The sequence below is a fragment of the Sphingomonas faeni genome (assembly GCF_023195535.1).
GTDB lineage: Bacteria > Pseudomonadota > Alphaproteobacteria > Sphingomonadales > Sphingomonadaceae > Sphingomonas > Sphingomonas faeni_B.
This window is the reverse complement of the sequence record NZ_JALPNF010000008.1, coordinates 77,053-96,638: the sequence shown is the minus strand read 5'-3', so window position 1 is coordinate 96,638 and position 19,586 is coordinate 77,053. Positions and strand designations below refer to the sequence as shown.

The 19,586-nt window shown below is 66.7% G+C and carries 19 protein-coding genes; 2 read left to right on the top strand and 17 right to left on the bottom strand.

Features of this window, described 5'->3' with window-relative positions:
- Position 1 precedes the first annotated feature (1 nt).
- From SPHN_RS14665 to SPHN_RS14620, 10 genes are all read right to left on the bottom strand, one after another.
- Entirely contained in the window at positions 2 to 538 is a 537-nt protein-coding gene (locus SPHN_RS14665) for a demethoxyubiquinone hydroxylase family protein (protein WP_248524461.1), read from the bottom strand.
- Positions 535 to 1,017, bottom strand: coding sequence for a disulfide bond formation protein B (locus SPHN_RS14660; RefSeq protein WP_248524518.1), 483 nt, complete (start codon positions 1,015 to 1,017; stop codon positions 535 to 537). Before SPHN_RS14660 ends, SPHN_RS14665 begins: the two co-directional genes overlap by 4 nt.
- A gap of 20 nt (positions 1,018 to 1,037) precedes the next feature.
- Entirely contained in the window at positions 1,038 to 2,432 is a 1,395-nt protein-coding gene (locus tag SPHN_RS14655) for a S41 family peptidase (protein WP_248524460.1), read from the bottom strand.
- Positions 2,433 to 2,888: 456 nt separating this feature from the next.
- Entirely contained in the window at positions 2,889 to 4,061 is a 1,173-nt protein-coding gene (locus SPHN_RS14650; RefSeq protein WP_248524459.1) for a murein hydrolase activator EnvC family protein, read from the bottom strand.
- A gap of 3 nt (positions 4,062 to 4,064) precedes the next feature.
- Complete coding sequence (locus tag SPHN_RS14645) at positions 4,065 to 4,487, bottom strand: 23S rRNA (pseudouridine(1915)-N(3))-methyltransferase RlmH (protein WP_248524458.1); 423 nt, start codon at positions 4,485 to 4,487, stop codon at positions 4,065 to 4,067.
- Positions 4,488 to 4,519: 32 nt separating this feature from the next.
- Positions 4,520 to 4,921, bottom strand: coding sequence for a ribosome silencing factor (gene rsfS, locus SPHN_RS14640; protein ID WP_248524457.1), 402 nt, complete (start codon positions 4,919 to 4,921; stop codon positions 4,520 to 4,522).
- A gap of 1 nt (position 4,922) precedes the next feature.
- The gene (locus SPHN_RS14635) at positions 4,923 to 5,537 is read right to left on the bottom strand and encodes a nicotinate-nucleotide adenylyltransferase (RefSeq protein WP_248524456.1); all 615 of its coding nucleotides are present in this window, start codon (positions 5,535 to 5,537) and stop codon (positions 4,923 to 4,925) included.
- A complete protein-coding gene (locus tag SPHN_RS14630; protein ID WP_248524455.1) occupies positions 5,534 to 5,818 on the bottom strand; it encodes a type II toxin-antitoxin system RelE/ParE family toxin in 285 nt (94 codons plus the stop codon). Before SPHN_RS14630 ends, SPHN_RS14635 begins: the two co-directional genes overlap by 4 nt.
- A complete protein-coding gene (locus SPHN_RS14625; RefSeq protein WP_248524454.1) occupies positions 5,815 to 6,069 on the bottom strand; it encodes a hypothetical protein in 255 nt (84 codons plus the stop codon). The genes SPHN_RS14630 and SPHN_RS14625 overlap by 4 nt, the downstream gene beginning before the upstream one ends.
- Before the next feature lie 31 nt (positions 6,070 to 6,100).
- Positions 6,101 to 7,363 (bottom strand): glutamate-5-semialdehyde dehydrogenase, encoded by a 1,263-nt coding sequence (locus SPHN_RS14620; RefSeq protein ID WP_248524453.1) that lies wholly within the window; start codon positions 7,361 to 7,363, stop codon positions 6,101 to 6,103.
- A 77-nt stretch (positions 7,364 to 7,440) separates the two neighbouring features.
- On the opposite strand from SPHN_RS14620, the gene SPHN_RS14615 reads away from it, so the two are divergent.
- Positions 7,441 to 8,547 (top strand): DUF3667 domain-containing protein, encoded by a 1,107-nt coding sequence (locus SPHN_RS14615; protein WP_248524452.1) that lies wholly within the window; start codon positions 7,441 to 7,443, stop codon positions 8,545 to 8,547.
- Positions 8,548 to 9,143: 596 nt separating this feature from the next.
- Here the strand turns inward: SPHN_RS14615 and SPHN_RS14610 are convergent.
- From SPHN_RS14610 to ruvB, 7 genes are all read right to left on the bottom strand, one after another.
- Entirely contained in the window at positions 9,144 to 9,533 is a 390-nt protein-coding gene (locus tag SPHN_RS14610) for a hypothetical protein (protein WP_248524451.1), read from the bottom strand.
- Between the two features lie 63 nt (positions 9,534 to 9,596).
- Positions 9,597 to 11,600 (bottom strand): ATP-dependent zinc metalloprotease FtsH, encoded by a 2,004-nt coding sequence (ftsH, locus tag SPHN_RS14605; protein WP_432715101.1) that lies wholly within the window; start codon positions 11,598 to 11,600, stop codon positions 9,597 to 9,599.
- 128 nt (positions 11,601 to 11,728) lie between these two features.
- Positions 11,729 to 12,697, bottom strand: coding sequence for a tRNA lysidine(34) synthetase TilS (gene tilS / locus SPHN_RS14600; RefSeq protein ID WP_248524450.1), 969 nt, complete (start codon positions 12,695 to 12,697; stop codon positions 11,729 to 11,731).
- A gap of 179 nt (positions 12,698 to 12,876) precedes the next feature.
- Positions 12,877 to 13,800 carry a tetratricopeptide repeat protein gene (locus tag SPHN_RS14595; protein ID WP_248524449.1) on the bottom strand — a complete coding sequence of 308 codons (924 nt, stop codon included), beginning with the start codon at positions 13,798 to 13,800 and terminating at the stop codon, positions 12,877 to 12,879.
- Positions 13,801 to 13,896: 96 nt separating this feature from the next.
- Positions 13,897 to 14,862 (bottom strand): RodZ domain-containing protein, encoded by a 966-nt coding sequence (locus tag SPHN_RS14590; RefSeq protein ID WP_248524448.1) that lies wholly within the window; start codon positions 14,860 to 14,862, stop codon positions 13,897 to 13,899.
- Positions 14,863 to 14,971: 109 nt separating this feature from the next.
- Entirely contained in the window at positions 14,972 to 17,245 is a 2,274-nt protein-coding gene (ptsP, locus tag SPHN_RS14585) for a phosphoenolpyruvate--protein phosphotransferase (RefSeq protein ID WP_248524447.1), read from the bottom strand.
- 269 nt (positions 17,246 to 17,514) lie between these two features.
- On the bottom strand, positions 17,515 to 18,540 hold the full coding sequence (ruvB, locus tag SPHN_RS14580; RefSeq protein ID WP_056061260.1) for a Holliday junction branch migration DNA helicase RuvB: 1,026 nt from the start codon (positions 18,538 to 18,540) through the stop codon (positions 17,515 to 17,517).
- 54 nt (positions 18,541 to 18,594) lie between these two features.
- Between ruvB and SPHN_RS14575 the strand changes: the two genes are divergently transcribed.
- Positions 18,595 to 19,503: a 2-hydroxyacid dehydrogenase gene (locus tag SPHN_RS14575; RefSeq protein ID WP_248524446.1), complete on the top strand. Its 909-nt coding sequence runs from the start codon at positions 18,595 to 18,597 to the stop codon at positions 19,501 to 19,503.
- Positions 19,504 to 19,586: the final 83 nt, after the last annotated feature.

The following is a 19,586-nucleotide window of genomic DNA, read 5'->3' as shown; positions in this document are numbered from 1 at the left end:
GCTAGATCCGTTTGGCGGTAGCGATCGCGACCTTGCAGCCGAGCCGGATTACCGCGCTCAAAACCGGATAGCCCGGCGTTTCCTCGGCGCCCGCCGCGATCGCGGTCGCCTTGTGCTCGAGTTCCTCAGCCTGAAAATCGACGATTGCCGCCGATAGCTCGGGATCGCTGGCGCCAAGCTGACCGAGCTGCTCCTCGTAATGCTTGTCGATCTCGGTCTCGACCGCCGCGGTGCACGCCATCGCAGCCCGCGGGCTGATCGCGGCGGTCACCGCGCCGAGCGCAAAGCCCGCAACTTTCCAGATCGGCTGCAACACTGTCGGCCGCACGCGGCGTTCGACGATCATACGATCAAAGAACGCACGGTGGCGTTCCTCCTGCTGCGCCATGTGGTGGATCGAGCGCGACGCCGGGTGACGGTCGCCGAGCACGGCCAATTGGCCCGCATAAATGCGAATCGCGCCATATTCTCCGGCCTGGTCGACCCGTATCATCGAGTCGGTCGCGCGTTTGGCGTCGCCTGGCTTCCAGCCGCTCATCTCGTCTTCCTCATGAGAGCGAATATGGTGATCGCACCCGCCAGAGAAAAGATGGCGTTGAAACCGGCGAGCGAAATGCCGAACAGTTTCCACTGCGCTGAATCGCAACGCACCATCGGCGCGTTCATGATCGCCGCGAGCCGTTCGGCGGCCGTGGTGCCGGCCATCGAGACGGTCGTGGTGCAGGCGGTGAAGCCGTTCCACCAATGATATTCGACACCGGCATGCGCGACGCCGATCAGCCCGCTGAGCCCGATCAGCAGCCCGGCGATGATAACCAGCGATGCGCGCAACGAACGGCCGGGCACGAAGAACGTGGCGCCGGCGATCAACACCGCGGAATAATGTGGCCAGCGTTGCCAGTGGCACATCTCGCACGGGTACAGCCCGCCGAGATATTGCGAACCGAGCGCGCCGAGGAGCAGGAACGCCGGCAGCAGCAGCGCGATGGCGCGCGCGATCTCTTCGTTCTTGGTCATGCCGAGCCCGCGACGCACACTCACTTGTTGGGCGCCTTGGTTGCATCGGCGGCGGCGGTAGGATCGGGCTTCATCGGGCGCGGCTTGGTCGCCGCGGCAACCTGCACCGGGCCACCGAGGCGCGCGACGGTCTTCAGCGCATAATAGAGCTGGAAGTCGTCGATACCCTGCTTCTTCAACTGGTCGGGCGTCTGCGAGAAGCGCGGATCCGTCTTGGTATCCTCCTCGAGCACCGCGTTGTCGGCCTTCACCTCGTTGATCAGGTGCTTGCGCAGGTCGGCCTCGCGGAACACCGGACGCGACTTGTAATCGGGATCGGTGAGCTGCGGCACCTTGATGTCGGGTTCGATCCCGCCCTCCTGCACCGATCGGCCGGACGGCGTGAAGTAGCGCGCCGTGGTCAGGCGAAGCGCGGTTTGGGGGCCGAGCGGAAGTACGGTCTGGACCGAGCCCTTGCCGAAGCTGCGGTCACCCATGATCAGCGCGCGGTGATGATCCTGGAGTGCCCCGGCGACGATCTCGGACGCGGACGCGGTGCCGGGATCGGTCAGGACCACGACCGGCAGGCCGTGCGCGTCGTCGCCGGGTTTTGCGTAATAACGCTCGATGTCGGTCTTCTCTCGGCCGCGCTGCGAGACGATCTCGCCATGATCGAGGAAGGCGTCGCTGACCTCGATCGCCTGCGTGAGCAAGCCGCCGCCATTCTCGCGCAGGTCGACGACATAGCCGAGCGGACGGTGGCCGAGCGACTTGTCGATCGCCATGATCGCCGCGCGCGTATCGGCACCGGTGCTTTCGCTGAACGTGTTGATGTTGATATAGCCGACATCGCCGCGGACTTCCCATTTCACCGGCTTCTGGACGATGATCTCGCGCATCATCGTCACGTCGAGCGGCTTGTCGCGGCCTGGGCGTACGAGGCCCAATGTGATCTTGCTGCCGGGCTTGCCGCGCATCTTGCCGACCGCCTCGTCGAGCGAATCGCCGTAGATCAGCTTGCCGTCGATATGCGTGATGTAGTCGCCGGATTTGACGCCGGCGCGAGCGGCGGGGGAGTCCTCCTGCGGGGAGACGACCTTGATCGCGCCGTCCTCCATCTGGACCGTCAGGCCTAGGCCGCCGTAATTACCCTCGGTCATGATCCGCAGGTTTTCGTAGTCGAGCGCGTCGACGTACGAGCTGTGCGGATCGAGGCTGGCGAGCATGCCCTGGATCGCGCCCTTGATCAGCGTCTTGTCATCGACCTTGTCGACATATTCCGCCTTCACGCGATTGAACACGTCGAGGAACTGGTCGAACTCGCGATAGGTGTCGGTGTCGACCGCCGCCATCGCCGAGGTGGCGAGCGGGATCAGCGTCAGCGCGCCGACGATCGCCGTCGCGGTAAGCATAGGAGCACGAATAGGACGGGGCATCGATGGTCCTGCAACCTGAGAAGTGACGTGTCGTACAGTCGTGACGGCGTAGCGTAATGACGTGGTGGCGGCAACGCGCGCGCGGAGTGAAGACTGATGGGGGTTAACGGGGGCTGACTGGAGGCGCTTTCGATCCTCCCCCGCCAGGGGGAGGTGGCTGGCGGCTGCCAGACGGAGGGGGAGGTAAGGGAAACCTCTGTTCCGTGTCCTCCCCCTCCGTCGCCTTCGGCGACACCTCCCCCTTTCGGGGGAGGATCGAAATGCGGCGTCCATCAGGTTTCGGCGGCAAGTCTCTTCCACCACGCTCCGTCATGCCGGGCTCGTTCCGGCATCCACGGTTCCGCACGCTCGATAGAATTGGGTTCGCGGAACGGTAGGCCCCGGAACCAGTCCGGGGTGACGGGGTGGTCTTGGCGAGTTTCGACCACAAAGTCAGGCGTCGACCGGCTGAGCCGATCAGCGCGATCCTATCAACGAAGCGACGTCAACCGGCCGACCCCGGCGGCGGAGTTCGACGGTGATGCGCGGATCTTCACCGGGCGCGGTGCCGATCAGCGCGCCCATCGCGATGCGGTCGCCGGGCTTTGCCGACGTTGCGGCGAGTCCCGTGACGAGGCTGGTCCAGCCATCGGCGTGGTCGATGATAACGATGACGCCGTAATCGCGGAAGCGGCGGGCGTAGCGGACCATCCCTGCGGCGGGGGCGACGACGCGCGCGCGGGGGGCGGTGGCGAAGGTCAGGCCGCGTGACCGGACGCCGGAGTCCGAAACCTCGTCGAAGCCGGTGACGAGCCTGCCCGCTACCGGGATGCGGTACACGCCGCGGGGCGGTGGCGGCGGTATGGTGCCGGGCGCGATCGGACGGGGGATCGGGCCGGCGAGCGCGATCAGGGCGGCGGCGGTCGCCTTGGCGTTGGTAGTGGCGGCCATGCCGTCGACCAGATCGCGCGCGCGTTCGCCGAGCGCCAGCGCGCGGTCGGACTCGCTGAGCGCCCCTCGGCCGAGCGCCCGGCTACGTTGGCGATGACGTGCCTCGAGGTTGGCCAGCGCGACGCGGTCGTTCTCCAGACGCGCGCGGCTGTCCGACAGCGCCTTGGCTGCGAGTGTCGCGCTCGCCTGCAGGCGGCGGGTCTCGGCCAGTTCGGTGCGGACCGCCTCAGTACGCTGACGGACGACGGGGAGCGCGCTGCCCAGCACCGCGCGGACATGGACGAGGTCGTCGACCGATCCCGGCTGCGCAACCGCGACGATCGTCGGACGGCGGGCGAGCGATTCCAGCGCGGCGAGCAGGCGTGCGACAGGCGCTTGCGCGCGGCCGAGCTTCGCGCGTTGATCGGTTAGCAAGCGCTCGACCAACGTCACGCGCGCGCTGGCCGTAACGAGGTTCGCTTCGGCAGCAGTCACGCGGGCGGCGAGCGCCTGCTCCTCGCGGCGCGCCTTGTCGGCGGCATTGCGTTCCTGGGTGGCCGCGGCGGCAAGTTTAGCGGCACGCGCGGCAGCGATCGCGGCGTCGCGTTTCGCCGCGACCAGACGTTGCTGCTCGGTAGCCAGCTCGGGCACGTCGGTCTGCGCGGTTACGCCCGCCGCCGCGAACAGCGCCGCGATCGCCAAGACGCCCCCTGCCCTCATGCATCACCCTTCGCGGTGATAGGGGTGATTGGCAAGGATGCTAGTCGCGCGGAAGAGCTGCTCGGCCAGCATCGCGCGCGCGAGCAGATGCGGCCACGTCGCGCGGCCGAACGAGAAGAGCAGGTCCGCCTCGTCGCGCGCCGCGTCGTCGAAGCCGTCTGCAGCCCCGATCATGAAACGTGCCTCGCGCACACCGTCGTCGCGCCAACGTTCGAGCTTCTGCGCGAACTGCGTCGACGACAGCGTCTCGCCCTTCTCGTCGAGCAGGATGCGTTTGGTCTGCTCGCCGACCAGCGGGATCTTGCCGCCGATGTCAGGCAGCTCGCTGACCTTGGTCGGCCAGACGATCCGCTTCAGATAGCGGTCGACGAGGTCGGCCTCAGGCGAGCGCCCGATCCGACCGCGGGCGACGATGTGGAGCAGCATGATCCGCTTTCAGGCCGCCTCCGCGCTTAGTCTTAGTCGGTGAAGGTCGGCACCGGCGGCGGCGCCGGCGCGTCGCCGAACGCCCACATCCGCTCCAGATTGTAGAAGCTGCGGACCTCGGGACGGAACAGGTGGACGATGACGTCGGTCGCGTCGATCAGCACCCAGTCAGCCGTGGGGAGCCCCTCGATCTTCACCGGACGCTTGAACTCGGCCTTGATCCGCTCGGCCAGCTTCTGCGCCATCGAGGCGACCTGGCGGGTCGAACGACCGCTGGCGATCACCATGTAATCGGCGATGCTGGTCTTACCCGCGAGCGGGATCGAGATGGTCTCGACCGCCTGGTCGTCGTCGAGCGACGCGAGGATCAGGCGATGCAGCGCCTCAACCTCTTCGGGGTCGGTCGCGCGAGGGGCAGTAGGGGAAGTGGCCAAGTCAGCTCCTGGGTAAGACTACCGGACCAGCAACATGCTGAACCCAGTCGGGATTTTTGGCACGCAGGCCGGTTGCGGAGGTCGGGTCGGGTCGGAAGCGCAACAGCACAAGGGCCGGCAATCTCCACGTCGTCCAGCTCTTCGCATGGTCTGTGCGCCGTTGGAAGCGCCGCAGCCAACCCATCGCGGGGGCCGCGAGGGCGCGCCCGTCATATCCCGGCCGCGCGATTACCGCAATCGGAACCTCGCGGGCGATCTGGCGCCAGTTCTTCCAGCGGTGGAAGTCGGCAAGATTGTCCGCGCCCATCAGCCAGATGAACCGGATCTTGGGGTAGCGGCGCTTGAGCTTGCGGATCGTGTCGAGCGTGTAGCGGGTATGGAGTCGGGCCTCGATGTCGGTAGCGCGGATTGGGGCACGGCGGGCCATGCGCCGTGCAGACGCGAGGCGTGCGGGAAGCGGCGCCATGTCGTTGGCGGCGTCCTTGAGTGGGTTGCCGGGGGACACCAGCCACCACGCCTCGTCGAGCGCGAGCGCATCGATCGCCGCAAGCGTGATCCCGCGATGGCCGCGATGCGCCGGATTGAACGACCCGCCGAGTATGCCGACGTGGGTCATGACTGTTTACGCCAGTTCTCACGACCATGATAAACTCGGAGGATTTCGACGCCGTGCGGAACGATGCGGTAGATCAACACATAGTCGGTATCGGGCACACGCCATTTCCGTTCGTTGCGGTCGACGATCGGACCTGCCGCGGGAAAATCGGCGAGGAAATTACCTGCCGCGATCGCAGCGCGGCCCACCAGGTCGGCATAGTCGAGATCGCGTCGAGCATTGAAGTCATCGATCCGTGCGAGGTCGATCTGCGCGAGAGGAGCCCAGGTTGCGCGGCTCATCCTCGCCGACGAGCAGCCACGCGCTCTTCGAACCAGATTTCCATCTCTTCTTGGCTGATCAGTTCACCACGATCAGCGGAGTCGATCCCCTCCTGGATGAAGGCGCGCATCCCTGCATGATGCTCGGCCGCCTCTCGAATCGCCTCTGCGGCGAACTCCTCGCCGGTGATCCCCCGATACCGCGCAAGTTCCTCGACCATCGCGAAGGTCGCGGGATCGAGTGGAGTCGTGATCGAGACGGACGCATTCATACGCTTAAGGTACGCCTATCGGCCCAGAGCATCAACCGCGCACCTGGCCGGTGCCGCGGCCGATCCATTTGTAGGTGGTGAGGCCTTCGAGCGCGACCGGGCCGCGGGCATGGAGGCGGCCGGTGGCGATGCCGATCTCGGCGCCGAGGCCGAATTCGCCGCCGTCGGCGAACTGCGTGGAGGCGTTCCAGAGGACGATCGCACTGTCGACCGCGGTCAGGAAGCGTTCGGCGACGCCAGAATCCTCGGCGATGATCGCGTCGGTGTGGTGCGAGCCGTGCCGGGCGATATGCGCGACTGCCGCGTCCAAGCCGTCGACGATCGCGACCGAGGCGATCGCGTCGAGATATTCCGTGTCCCAGTCGGCCGCGTCGGCAGCGGCGATCTCCGGAACGAGCATGCGCGCGCGCGCGTCGCCGCGCACCTCGCAACCCGTTGCCGCGAGACCTCGGATCAGGGCCGGTGCGTCAGCGTAATCCCGGTCGATCAGCAGCGTTTCCATCGAGCCGCAGACGCCGGTGCGACGCATCTTCGCATCGACCACGACCGCCGCTGCCATTGCCGGATCCGCGGAGGCATCGACATAGACGTGATTGATGCCGTCGAGATGCGCGAGGACGGGAACGCGTGCTTCGGCCTGGACGCGTGCGACCAGGCTCTTGCCGCCGCGGGGGATGATCAGATCGATCACCCCGTCCGCCTTCAGCATCGCACCCACGGCCGCACGATCGGTGGTCGGCACGAGTTGCACAGCATCGACGGGCACCCCGCCCGCCTTCAGGCCCTCGACCAGCGCCGCATGGATCGCGCGGTTACTCTTCACCGCTTCGGACCCGCCGCGCAGGATCGCCGCGTTGCCGGCCATCACGCACAGCGCCGCAGCGTCCGCGGTGACGTTAGGGCGGCTCTCGTAGATGATGCCGATGACGCCGATCGGCACGCGGACGCGCGAGAGCCTCAGACCGTTCGGACGCTCGCTGGAGTCGATCACCTGCCCGACCGGATCGGCGAGTGCCGCGACTGCCGCGACCCCATCCGACATTGCCGCAACGCGCGCTTCGTCCAGCCGCAACCGATCCAGCAGCGCGCCCGACAGCCCGGCGTCCGCTGCACGCGTCATGTCCTCCGCGTTCGCCACAACGATTCCCGCCGATGCCGCCCGGATCGACTCCGCCGCCGACGCCAGCGCCGCAGCCTTCCGCGCAGACGGCATCGACGCCAGCACCAGCGCGGCAGAGCGCGCACGGCGGCCCATTTCGGCGATCAATTCGGTCGGATTCTCTGCGTCGGCCATGGCCCGCGCGCTAGCATGCGAAGCCCCTCGCGCCAACGCCGCGAACTCGTTACGCTACCGATATTACAGGGGGGCCCATGATCGGAGATATTGAAGCAGCGGCGGATATCGCCACGGGTGCCCTGGTCGGACGCGCGGTCGAACCCAAGGCGGGGAACGCCCACCGTGCGCATGCCGGCCATGGTCCGGACGATGCGCTCTGTCTCAATTGCGGAACCCGGTTGCTCGGCGAGCACTGCCATGCCTGCGGGCAGTCCGCGCACGTCCACCGTTCGCTTGGCGGGATCGGGCACGAGATCGCGCACGGGGTCTTCCATTTCGAAGGCAAGATCTGGCGGACGTTGCCGCTGTTGATCCTGCATCCCGGCACGCTCACGCGGCGCTACGTCAACGGCGAGCGGGCGCGGTTCGTGTCGCCGCTCGCACTGTTCCTGTTCACCGTCTTCCTGATGTTCGCGACGATCGGCGCCGTCGGCGGCGAACTCGCGGATACGATCGTGAACGACGAACGGCCGGGTGCGACGTCCGACTATGCCCGTGAGGCCGACAAGGCGCGCGCGGCACTCGCCATCATCGACGCGCAGAGGTCCGCCGCGACACGCGATAAGGCGTATTCCGGGCCACCGATCGCCGAACTCGACCAACGCGCGGCGGCGCTGCGCACGACGATCCGCGCGCTCGGCGTCGCGACGGACATGAAGCGCGGCGGCAGTCACGGACCGGTCGTCGACCTGGGCGACTTCAAGACCGGCTGGGAGCGGCTCGACCACGGCATCGCCAAGGCCAATGAAAATCCTGGCCTGATGATCTACAAGCTGCAGACCAGCGCGTATAAATACAGCTGGGGCCTGATCCTGCTTTCGGTGCCGTTCCTGGCGCTGCTCTTCCTTTGGCGGCGCAAGCATCACCTGTACGACCACGCGATCTTCGTGACCTACTCGATTGCGTTCATGATGCTGCTGACGATAGCGCTGATCGTCGGACATCTGGTCGGCGTGCCCGACGCAACGCTGAGGCTCGCCGCGGTGGCGGTCCCGCCGGTGCACATGTTCGCGCAGCTTCGCGGGGCGTATGCGCTGCGGAAGCGATCGGCGGCGTGGCGTACGGTGGCGCTGCTGACGTTCGCGTTCACGGTGCTGCTGGCGTTTGTCGTGCTGCTGTTGCTGCACGGGTTGACGGAATAGGTCGGGAGCGTGGGCGGGGGGGGGCGGCCTGTCGTTCCGTCATTTAAGAATGGGTCCGCTATCCAAGCGCACTCCTTAGCCGAAAGCCGAACGAGAATCGGGACCGCCCCAATCGCCGTCATCCCAGCAAAAGCTGAGACCTCACGGTGCCGGCCGCGTCGCCAGCCAACGGGGATACCCCAGCTTTCGCTGGGGCGACGGGCTTGGGGGCCGGGTGACCGAATTCGCCATGCCCATAAAAACCGGCCTCCCTTCCGCGAAAACTGGCTCTCTCCCTCCCCCCCCCCCCGTCATCCCAGCGAAAGCTGGGATCTCACGATGCCGGCCACGTCGCCAGCCAACGGGGATACCCCAGCTTTCGCTGGGGTGACGAGCTTGGGGGCTGGGTTTGGATCGGATTGGGTGAAGGACCTGTGTCAGGATACGGGCTTCGGCCGAAGACGAACTTGGGCCAGAGAACGAACTCGGGCCAGAGGACGAACTGGCCAGACAATGAACTTGGGCCGGGAGGCGGACTTGGGTCGGAGGACGGAGAAGGCTGGTGCGGCGGACCGCGTGGTACCGCGTGGTGGTGATCTGGGCCACCTTGACCCCGATTACGTGCCCGCTCGGCGGCAGGGGTACAGGTTCGCCAATACCCGGGCGTAGCCGTCCTTGAGGGGGCGTTTCCGGTAGCTGGCGGGGAGTTCGTCGAGCCCGTCGAGCATATCCATGATGCCGACGGACTCGCCCTCGGGAACGCACGCGATCGGCGGTTTTCCGGCGGCCGCGCGGGCGGCGCGTTCGGCTTTCAGCTGGTTGGTCGCGGCTTTCGCCTCGGCCTTTAGCGCAGGCAGATCGGGCGACATCAACGCCATCGGGCCTTGGTCACGCAGCGCGTTGGCGCGGGCGAGGAAAGTGCCAACCGTCATCGCGGCGCTCGCCGGCATCGCCAGACCAGCGATCGTCAGCGCGGCGATCAGCGCCTTGGAGCGAACATACGACATGGGCGGCCTTTCCGGGAAAAGACCGCCCATAGAGATACTTAGGTTACTGCCGGGTGAACCGGATCACGCCCCCAGCGGGGTCGGCGTACCAAACGGACCGTTGGGACGCCGCGTCTTCGGGATCGACGTACCCGCACGCGGGACGGTTGACGCCTTTGCACCCGGATCCGGACGATCGAGATCCTCTCCGGCGATCAGCTTCTTGATCTCCTCACCGGTCAGCGTCTCGAACTCGAGGAGCGCACCGGCCACGGTGTGAAGCTGGTCGACATGATCGCTCAGCACCTGCTTGGCGCGGTCGAGACCACCTTCGACGATCCGCTTGATCTCGTCATCGATCAGTTGCGCGGTCTGGTTCGACATGCGCGACGGACGGCTCGACGAGTAACCCAGGAACGACTCGCCTTCTGGCTCGCCATATTCCAGCGGACCAACCTTGTCCGACATACCCCAGCGCGTGACCATGTCGCGTGCCAGACCCGTGGCGTACTGAATGTCGCCCGATGCGCCCGAGGAGACCTTGTCGTAGCCGAAGATCACTTCCTCGGCGACGCGGCCGCCCATCGAAACGGCCAGGTTTGCGTACATCTTGTCGCGGTGATAGCTGTACGAGTCACGCTCGGGCAGACGCATGACCATGCCGAGCGCACGACCGCGCGGAATGATCGTCGCCTTGTGGATCGGATCCGAAGCAGCCTCGTGCATCGCGACGACGGCATGGCCCGCCTCGTGATACGCGGTCATCCGCTTCTCATCGTCGGTCATGACCATGCTGCGACGCTCTGCGCCCATCATGACCTTGTCCTTGGCCTCCTCGAATTCGGCCATCGCCACCAAGCGCTTGCCCTTGCGGGCCGCGTGCAACGCCGCCTCGTTGACGAGGTTGGCAAGATCGGCACCCGAGAAGCCCGGCGTTCCGCGTGCGATGACGCGAGCGTCGACGTCGGGAGCGAGCGGCACCTTCTTCATGTGCACTTCGAGGATCTTGATCCGACCCTCGATATCCGGCCGAGGCACGGTGACCTGGCGATCGAAACGGCCCGGACGCAGCAACGCAGGATCGAGCACGTCGGGACGGTTGGTCGCGGCGATGATGATGATGCCTTCGTTCGCCTCGAAGCCGTCCATCTCGACCAGCAGTTGGTTCAGCGTCTGCTCGCGCTCATCGTTACCGTTGCCCAGACCGGCGCCACGATGACGGCCGACCGCATCGATTTCGTCGATGAAGACGATGCACGGCGCGGACTTCTTGGCCTGCTCGAACATGTCACGGACGCGGCTGGCGCCAACGCCGACGAACATCTCGACGAAATCGGAACCCGAGATCGTGAAGAACGGCACGCCGGCCTCACCTGCGATGGCGCGGGCGAGCAGCGTCTTACCGGTACCAGGCGAGCCGACCAGCAGCGCGCCCTTGGGAATCTTGCCGCCGAGGCGTGCGAACTTCGTCGGGTCCTTGAGGAACTCAACGATCTCCTCGAGCTCTTCGCGTGCCTCGTCGATGCCGGCGACATCCTGGAAGGTGACCTTACCCTCCTTCTGCGTCAGCATCTTCGCACGGCTCTTACCGAAACCCATCGCGCCGGAGCCCGAATTCTTCTGCATCTGCTTCAGCACGAAGAACGCGATGCCGAGGAACAACAGGAACGGCAGCGACTGATACAGGAGGAGCGCCAGCATCGACGGGCCTTCTTCGGGCTTCGCGCTGATCGAAACGCCCTTCTCGCGCAGCTTCGGGACGAGCGTCGAGTCCGGAATCGGATACGCCTTGAACTTCTCACCCGACGAAATCGTGCCCGAGATCATGTCGCGTGAGATGTTGACGTCCTTGACGGTGCCCTCGTCGACCTTGTCGAGGAATGCCGAATACGCGATCGTGTTGCCGCTCGACGCCGCACTGCGGCCGTCGAACATGGTCACGAACAGCGCCAGCGCGAGCAGGATGCCGACCCAGATCAACAGGCTCTTCATCCAAGGATTGCCGCCGCCATTCTCGGGGCCGCCATTGCCGGGGCCTCCGTTTCCAGGACCCTGGGGCTTCTGCCCGCGGTTCTCGTTGTCGTTCATGGGTGCACGATACCTTTCACTGCACAAGATAGGCCTGCGCAGGTTAATGGCAATGGAACAACACGCGACTTGCGTTGATCAGTGTGAACGGATCGTCACGTTCACTTGGCCGAGCATTCGGGCGGCTTTTAAGACGGCGCCCGACGCGGTGGTGCCTCACGGAACCGCCAGACGTCGCCGCGGACGCTGGCGATGATGCCGGCCTGTGTGGTGCGCTTGCCGGCCAAGAGCGAGTCGAGCAGCTTTTCGATGTTCGCGGCCTCGGTCCACTCCGGTGCGACGATGCCGGCTTCGGTACGGACCGTGCCGATCGCGCGGCGAGCGAGGCGGCGGAGGATCTCGCGGGGCAGTTTCTCGACCGCGAGCTTCACTTCGCCGCCGCCGACCTTGGCGCGTTCGGTCCAGATCCAGTCGACCATCGCGCGGACGTCGGTGTCGGTTTCGGCGAGGGCCGCGGCGGCGCGCGCGAGGTTGGGGGTGCCGAGCCATTCATTCTCGCCGAGGAGCCGGCGGAAGCGGGTGCGGTCGTGGCGGTCGTCGTGGTTCGAGGGGTCGTCGAAGAACGGCACTTCCGCACGCCGCACGATCGCGCGGAGTTCGGCGCGGCGCCAGTCGAGCAGCGGGCGCACAACCGTGACGCCGTGAATTTCCGTGCGCGCGCGAACGCCGGCAAGCCCCGCGAGGCCAGAGCCGCGGGCGGCGCGCATCAGGAAGGTCTCGGCCTGGTCGTCGGCGTGATGACCGGTGACGAGCGCTCCTGCCCCGATCGCGCGGGCGTGATCGGTGAGCAGGGCATAGCGCGTGGTGCGCGCCTGCGCCTGGATGCTGGCGCCGGTGATCGGTTCGCTCGGCGCGAGCGTGGCGTGGGGAACGCCGAGCGTCGCGCAGTACGCGGCAACCATCGCGGATTCCTCCACCGCTTCGGGGCGGAGGCGATGGTCGATGCTGGCGACCGTGAAACCGGGGGGGAGCGCTTCGTGCGCGAGGGTGAGCATCGCCATGCTATCCGGGCCGCCGGAGACCGCGAACAGCGGGTTGGTGATGTCGCTCGCGAGCCGCGCGAAGTCGTCAGCGAAGCGGCGTCCTTCCTCGGTCATGCGGTGTGGGCCGTGTCGAGGATGCTAATCCTCCCCTGCGAGGGGAGGTGGCTAGCGCTTGCCAGCCGAAGGGGTGAACCACTCTCGATGGCGCGATACCCCTCCGTCAGCCCGATGGGCTGACACCTCCCCTTCCAGGAGAGGACGTCAAAGCGGCCGGTATTCATTGGTGAACCTACTTACTTGCACTTCGCCGCGCTGCGACCGGCGGCAACCTGGCCCTTCATTGCTGAGGCCATCTTCGCCCCATAGACGTCGTTCAGCTCGTCATACACTTTACACGCATCCGCCGGCTTGTTGAGCTTGGTCAACGCCTGACCGAGGTACAGCAGGCTGTCCGGCGCCCGCTCGCCATCGGGCATCTTCTTGTAATTGTCGTAGAACGCCATCGAGGCAAGGCTCGGCTTGCCCTCGTCGAGATACGCGCGGCCAAGCAGGTTCTGCGCATAGCTCGCGCGCTTGCTCTTCGGATAGTCGGCGACCACCTTCTTCAGCTGCGCCTCGGCCTGCGGATACTGCTTGGCCGCCCACAAGCGGTAGCCGTACATATATTCGTCCTCGGCCGGATCGCCCGTGGATGGCTTCTCGACCGAGACCTTAGTCGGCGGCGGGATGGCAGCCGACGTCTCGGGGCGCGTCGACGGTCGCGATGGGCCACTGGGCTGATCGTCGGACTCGATCGGGCCACCAGCCCCCGCCGCGATCGGCGCGGGGCCGGTCTCGAGCGTCTTCATCCGCGCGTCGTTCGAGCGGCGATAAGTGTCGAACGCATCCTGCAACTGGCGGGTGCGGTTCTGGTTCTGCTCGATCTGCTCCGTCAACGAGGTCATCTGCTGTTCGAGCGACGTCACGCGCTGGTTCACGTCGGCGAGCGCGCTGGTCGCGGGCGAGCCCGGCCCCGGGCCCTGTTCGCTCTGCGGTGCGCGCACTTCGGGTTGTAGCATCTGGCCGGCACCACCCGGGAAGACCTTGCGCTGAACCGCGCGCATTTCGCTTTCGAGCTTGCCGACGCGGCCCTCCACGTTTTGCGCCTGGGCGCCAGTGGAGATCGCGGCCGGCATCAGGGCCGCGAGGCAGACGCCGATCAGAATTGACTTACGCATGGGCCACACCCCCCGGTGGATTGGTTAATCGTCCGGGTATAGCTGCACTACCCATCCTGTCGCCAGCCTTAAGGCCTTGGCGATGCCCCGCGGTTCTCACGGGGTCGGCGTCGCCGTGGCAGAAGGCGGCAGGTTGGCTGCTGCGTCCAGATTGGCGCGCTGCGTCTCGGTCAGGGGACGACGCGGCGTACGCGGGCGACTGCTGGTACGCGACCGCTCGCTGGTCGCGGACGGCGCGCCCGACATCGTTGGCGCAGACTGCGGCTCGGGCGTACCCGCCAGACGCGCGGCGATCGCCGGCGCCCCGATGCGGACGTCCTTGATCGCGCGTTCGCCGGTGCCGAGCGCCGGCGCGGCGGCACCGTTGAGCGTCACCGCCAGCTTGTCCGCCCGACCGATGTTGATCATCGGGTCCTTCGCATCCTTGGGCACGTCGAACTTCTCACCCGGCTTCATCGTGCCGAGGTAGAGCGTCTTGTTGTCGGCATCGTAGACACGCATCCACACATCGTCCGAGGCGGTCAGCGTCACTTGGCCGTTCGCGGGCGTCGCAGGAGCGGGCACGGGTTGCGCAGTCTGCGCGGCGGGGTTCGGCGCGGTTTGCGCAACCGGCGTCGCGGTCGAGGACTCGCTCGATCCGCGGAACATGTCTGTCCCGTACCAGAGGCCAACCAGCACCAGCACCGCAATCGCGATCCCCAGCGCGACGATGGCGATCCCGCGCGAGGGCACGCGCGACGGATCGGTCATCTCATAGGGTTCGTATTCGGGCGTGCGGCGGCCGAGCTTGGCGACGTCTTCGCGTACCAGTTGCGCGATCCGCACCTCGTCGACACCGACCGCACGCGCATAGGCGCGGGTGAAACCGACCGCGTAGGTAGAGGACGGCAGCGCGGAATAGTCGGATGCCTCGATCGCCTCGAGATGGCGGAGCGGCACGCGCGTACGTGTGGCGATATCCGCGACGCTCAAGCCCTGCGCCTCGCGGGTATTCCGAAGAATGTCGCCAGCACGCTCTGGTTGAGCAGGCGTAGCGTTCTGGCCGGTTTCGACCTCGTCCATTCTTGTCTCCGAAGCGGGCTGCGTAGCGTTGCCCGTCATGTCCCCCGTCTTTCAGAGGCCCCCAGCCGTGTCAACGCGCACGCGGCCCGGAACCGCCGCTTTCGGGCTCTCAGACGATTTCGACGCCGTTTTCAGTCGCCCACGTCGTCAGCGCACCGCGCATGTTGCGCGGCGGGTTGGCCAGCAATCCTGCCATGTATGCGGTAAGCGCCGCGCGATCGAGCGAGCGCGTCATCGCCTTGATCGGACCGACCGCGGCGGGGGTGATCGACAGACGCTCGATCCCGAGCCCGATCAGCGCCATCGCCTCCAGCGGCCGCCCGCCCATCTCGCCGCACACCGCCAGATCGACCTTGGCGTCGCGGGTCGGCGGTACCAGCCGCGCGATGAAGCGGAGGATCGACGGGCTGAGCCAGTCGTAGCGCTCGGCAAGCTTGGGATTGGCGCGATCGGCGGCGAACAGGAACTGCGTCAGGTCGTTGGTACCAATCGACAGGAATTCGATTCGCGGCAGCAGCACGTCGAGCATCTCGGCAAGCGCCGGCACTTCGAGCATTGCGCCATAACGGATCGCGAGCGGCAGCTTGCGCCCCCTGCCCTCCAGCCAATGACGCTGCGCCTCGAACAATGCGCGCGCCTCGTCGAACTCCCACGGCTCGCTGACCATCGGGAACATCACGTTGAGGGTACGCCCCGCCGCCGCTTCCAGCAGCGCGCGCGCCTGCACCTTCATCAACCCGTCGCGCTCCAGGCCGAGGCGCAGCGCACGCCAGCCCATCGCCGGGTTCTCTTCGTCAGAATCTTCCTTGTTCAGATACGGCAGCGCCTTGTCGCCACCGATATCCACGGTGCGGAAGATCACTGGCCGATCCCCCGCCGCGTCGAGCACCTCGCGGTACAGCCGGTGCTGGCGCTCGCGCTGCGGCAGCGTGGCAGAAACGAGGAACTGGAACTCGGTGCGGAACAGGCCGATCCCGTCCGCGCCGGTGACGTCGAGCGCCGCTACGTCGTCGCGCAGGCCTGCGTTGACCATCAGCGTCAGGCGGTGGCCGTCCTTGGTGATCGGCGGGACGTCGCGCAGTGCCGCGAACGCCGCCTTGCGCTTCTGGCGCATCGCGAGCCGCGCCTCGAACGCCTCCTCCATCGCCGCGGAGGGCCGTGCAAAGACGTTGCTCTCAGCGCTGTCGAGCAACAGCATGTCGCCCTCCGCCACGAGACGGCGGATGTCGCGGACGCGGCCGAGCACCGGCACGCCCATCGCGCGCGCGACGATCGTGACGTGTGCGGTGAGCGAGCCTTCTTCGAGGATCACGCCCTTCAGCCGCCGCTTGTCGTATTCGAGCAGTTCCGCCGGCCCGAGGTTGCGCGCGATCAGAATGGTGTCCTGCCGCAAGCCCATCTGCGCCGCGGTGCCCATCTGCCCCGAGACGATACGGAGCAGCCGGTTCGACAGATCCTCCAGGTCGTGCATCCGGTCGGCGAGCAGCGGATCGTCGATCTGGCGCATGCGCTGGCGGGTACGCTGCTGGACGCGCTCGATCGCGGCTTCGGCGGTGAGGCCGGAGTCGATCGCCTCGTTGATGCGCCGCGCCCAGCCCTCGTCATAAGCGAACATCTTGTAGGTCTGGAGCACCTCGACATGCTCGCCGCCGACGCCGAATTCGGCCTCGCGCGTCATCCGGTCGATGCCTTCGCGCATCTTGTCGAACGCCGCATAGACGCGGTGGCGCTCGGCGTCGGTGTCCTCGGCGACCGTATGCTCGATATGGATACGCGGCTGATGATAGACCGCAAAGCCCGCGCCCATCCCGTCGACAAGCTTCTGTCCGGGGATACGCATCGCCGCGGTCGACTGCGGCCGATCCGCGCCGCCGCCGGTGGTGTCGATGAGCCCGGCGTTGGCGATCAGTTCGGAGAGCACCATCGCGACCGTCTGCAACGCCTCGATCTCGACGTCCGCATATTTGCGACGATCGGTGTGCTGGACGGCCAGGACGCCCACCGAACGCTCGCGGCGGATGATCGGCACGCCGGCGAAACTGTGGAAACGGTCCTCGCCGGTCTCGGGCTTATAGGCGAAATCGGGATGGCTCGCGGCTTCGTCGAGGTTGAGCACCTCGACATCCTCGGCGATCGTGCCGACGAGGCCTTCGCCGAGCGCGAGTTTGGTGACGTGGACCGCCGCCTGATCCAGCCCGCGGGTCGCGAACAGTTCGAGCACGCCTTCGCGCAACAGGTAGATCGAGCAGACTTCGCTGTCGATCGCGGTGGCGATGATGCCGACGACGGCGTTAAGCTTGGCTTGCGCGGACGTGCGCGAGGCCATCACGTCGTGAAGGCTGGTGAGGATTTCGCGGGCGGAGGCGGCGGCCGAAAGGGGCATTCGGGTTGGCTATCAGATGAAGCGCTTGGGTGCCACGCAACAAAAGCAGTGTTGCGGCCAAGTTCGATCGATCTTCGGGTGTGGTTTCTTACAAGGCGCCCTGTCGCGGGTATCGGAGCCCCTACCCCCTACCCCCAATCCGTCATCCCAGCGAAAGCTGGGATATCCCCGTGGGACTCGCCGCCCCCTGGCGCCATCCAATCGGAAGACCCCAGCTTTCGTTGGGGTGACGATTTTAGGCGGAAGCGATCACGGGTCCGACGATGATCTTAAGCGTCGAACAGTCCGTCCTGGCTACCCGCCGGCGGGTTCAGGCCGAGATGCTTCCACCCCCCCGCATTCAGGAACCGCCCGCGCGCGGTCCGCGCGATCAGACCCAACTGGATCAGGTACGGCTCGATCACCTCCTCGATCGTATCACGCGGCTCGCTCAGCCCCGCCGCCAGCGTCTCCACCCCGACCGGTCCGCCGCGATAGATATCCGCGATCATCATCAGATACCGCCGATCCATCGCGTCGAGCCCGAGCGAATCGACCTCCAGCCGGTTGAGCGCCGCATCCGCCGCCCGCGCGTCGACCGTCTCGTGCCCTGCGACATTCGCGAAATCGCGGACCCGCCGCAGCAGTCGTCCGGCGATACGCGGCGTCCCCCGCGCACGCCGCGCGATCTCCATTGCGCCGTCCTTGGCAATCCCCAGCCCGAGCAGCCCCGCCGCGCGCGTGACGACCCGCTCCAGTTCCTCGACCGTATAGAATTGCAGCCGCACCGGAATGCCGAAGCGATCGCGCAACGGCGTCGTCAGCAACCCCTGCCGCGTCGTTGCGCCAATCAGCGTGAACCGCGGCAGGTCGATCCGCACCGAACGCGCGGACGGCCCCTCGCCGATCATCAGGTCGAGTGCGCGATCCTCCATCGCCGGATACAGCACTTCTTCGACCGCCGGCTGCAACCGGTGGATCTCGTCGATGAACAGCACGTCGCCATCCTCGAGATTGGTCAGCAGCGCGGCCAGATCGCCCGACTTGGCGATCACCGGCCCCGAGGTGGCGCGGAACCCTACCCCCATCTCGCGCGCGACGATCTGCGCGAGCGTCGTCTTGCCAAGCCCCGGTGGCCCGAAGAACAGCACGTGATCGAGCGCATCGCCACGCGACTTCGCCGCCTGGATGAAGATGCGCAGATTCTCGCGTGCGGCCTTCTGGCCGACGAATTCATCGAGCGTCTTCGGGCGCAGCGCGGCGTCGACGTCTTCGGGACGCTTGGCGGCGGTCAGGATGCGGTCTGTATCGGTCACCCGCTCGCGATAGCGCGCTCGCGGTGAAGGGGGCAAGGCGGCTATGGGGGTGCAATGACCAACGAAACTGCGCATCCCGACCTGTATCTGCTGGCGGGAGTCTCGCCCGCGCTGGAGGCGGCGCTGGCCGAGCGCTTCACGCTGCACCGTACCGATCACCCAGCGACAACGCGGGCGATCGTCGGTAGCGGGACCAGCGTGGTCGATACGGCGCTGCTCGATCGCCTTCCCGCGCTGGAGATCATCGCGATCCACGGCGTCGGGTACGACGGGATCGACCTTGCTGCGGCCAAGGCGCGCGGCATCGCGGTGACGACGACGCCCGACGTGCTGACCGACGACGTCGCGGACCTCGCGATCGGGCTGATGCTGGCGGTGCAGCGGCGGATCGTGGCCAACGACCGGGCGGTGCGAGACGGCGGGTGGCAGGTCGACCTTTCTCGGCGCGCCAGCGGGCGACGGATCGGCATCTTCGGGCTGGGCCGGATCGGCAAGGCGATCGCCAGGCGCGCCGCGCCGTTCGCGACCGAACTCCATTATACCGCACGCTCCGCCAAGCCGGATTTCGCAGGCGTGTTCCATGCCGATATCGCTTCGCTCGCGGCGGCGTGCGACGCGCTCATCATCGCCGCCCCGGGTGGCGATGCGACGTCGCATATCGTGGACGCCGGTGTCCTTGCAGCGCTGGGAGAAAACGGGATCTTCGTAAACATCGCGCGTGGCAGTCTGGTCGACGAAACCGCCTTGATCGCGGCACTCGAAGACGGAACGATCGCCGGCGCGGGACTTGACGTGTTCGCCGACGAACCTGCCGTTCCCGATGCGCTCAAGACGATGGATCAGGTCGTCCTGTCACCCCATCAAGGCAGCGCGACCGTCGATGGCAGGGCTGCGATGGCGGCGTTGGTAGTTGCCAACCTCGACGCGCATTTTGCGGGGAAAGCGCTGCTCACGCCGCTTTAATCCGACCGGGTTATCCAACTCCCAATCCTCCCCCGCCAGGGGGAGGTGGCGCCCAAGGCGACGGAGGGGGGGGCACGGGACAG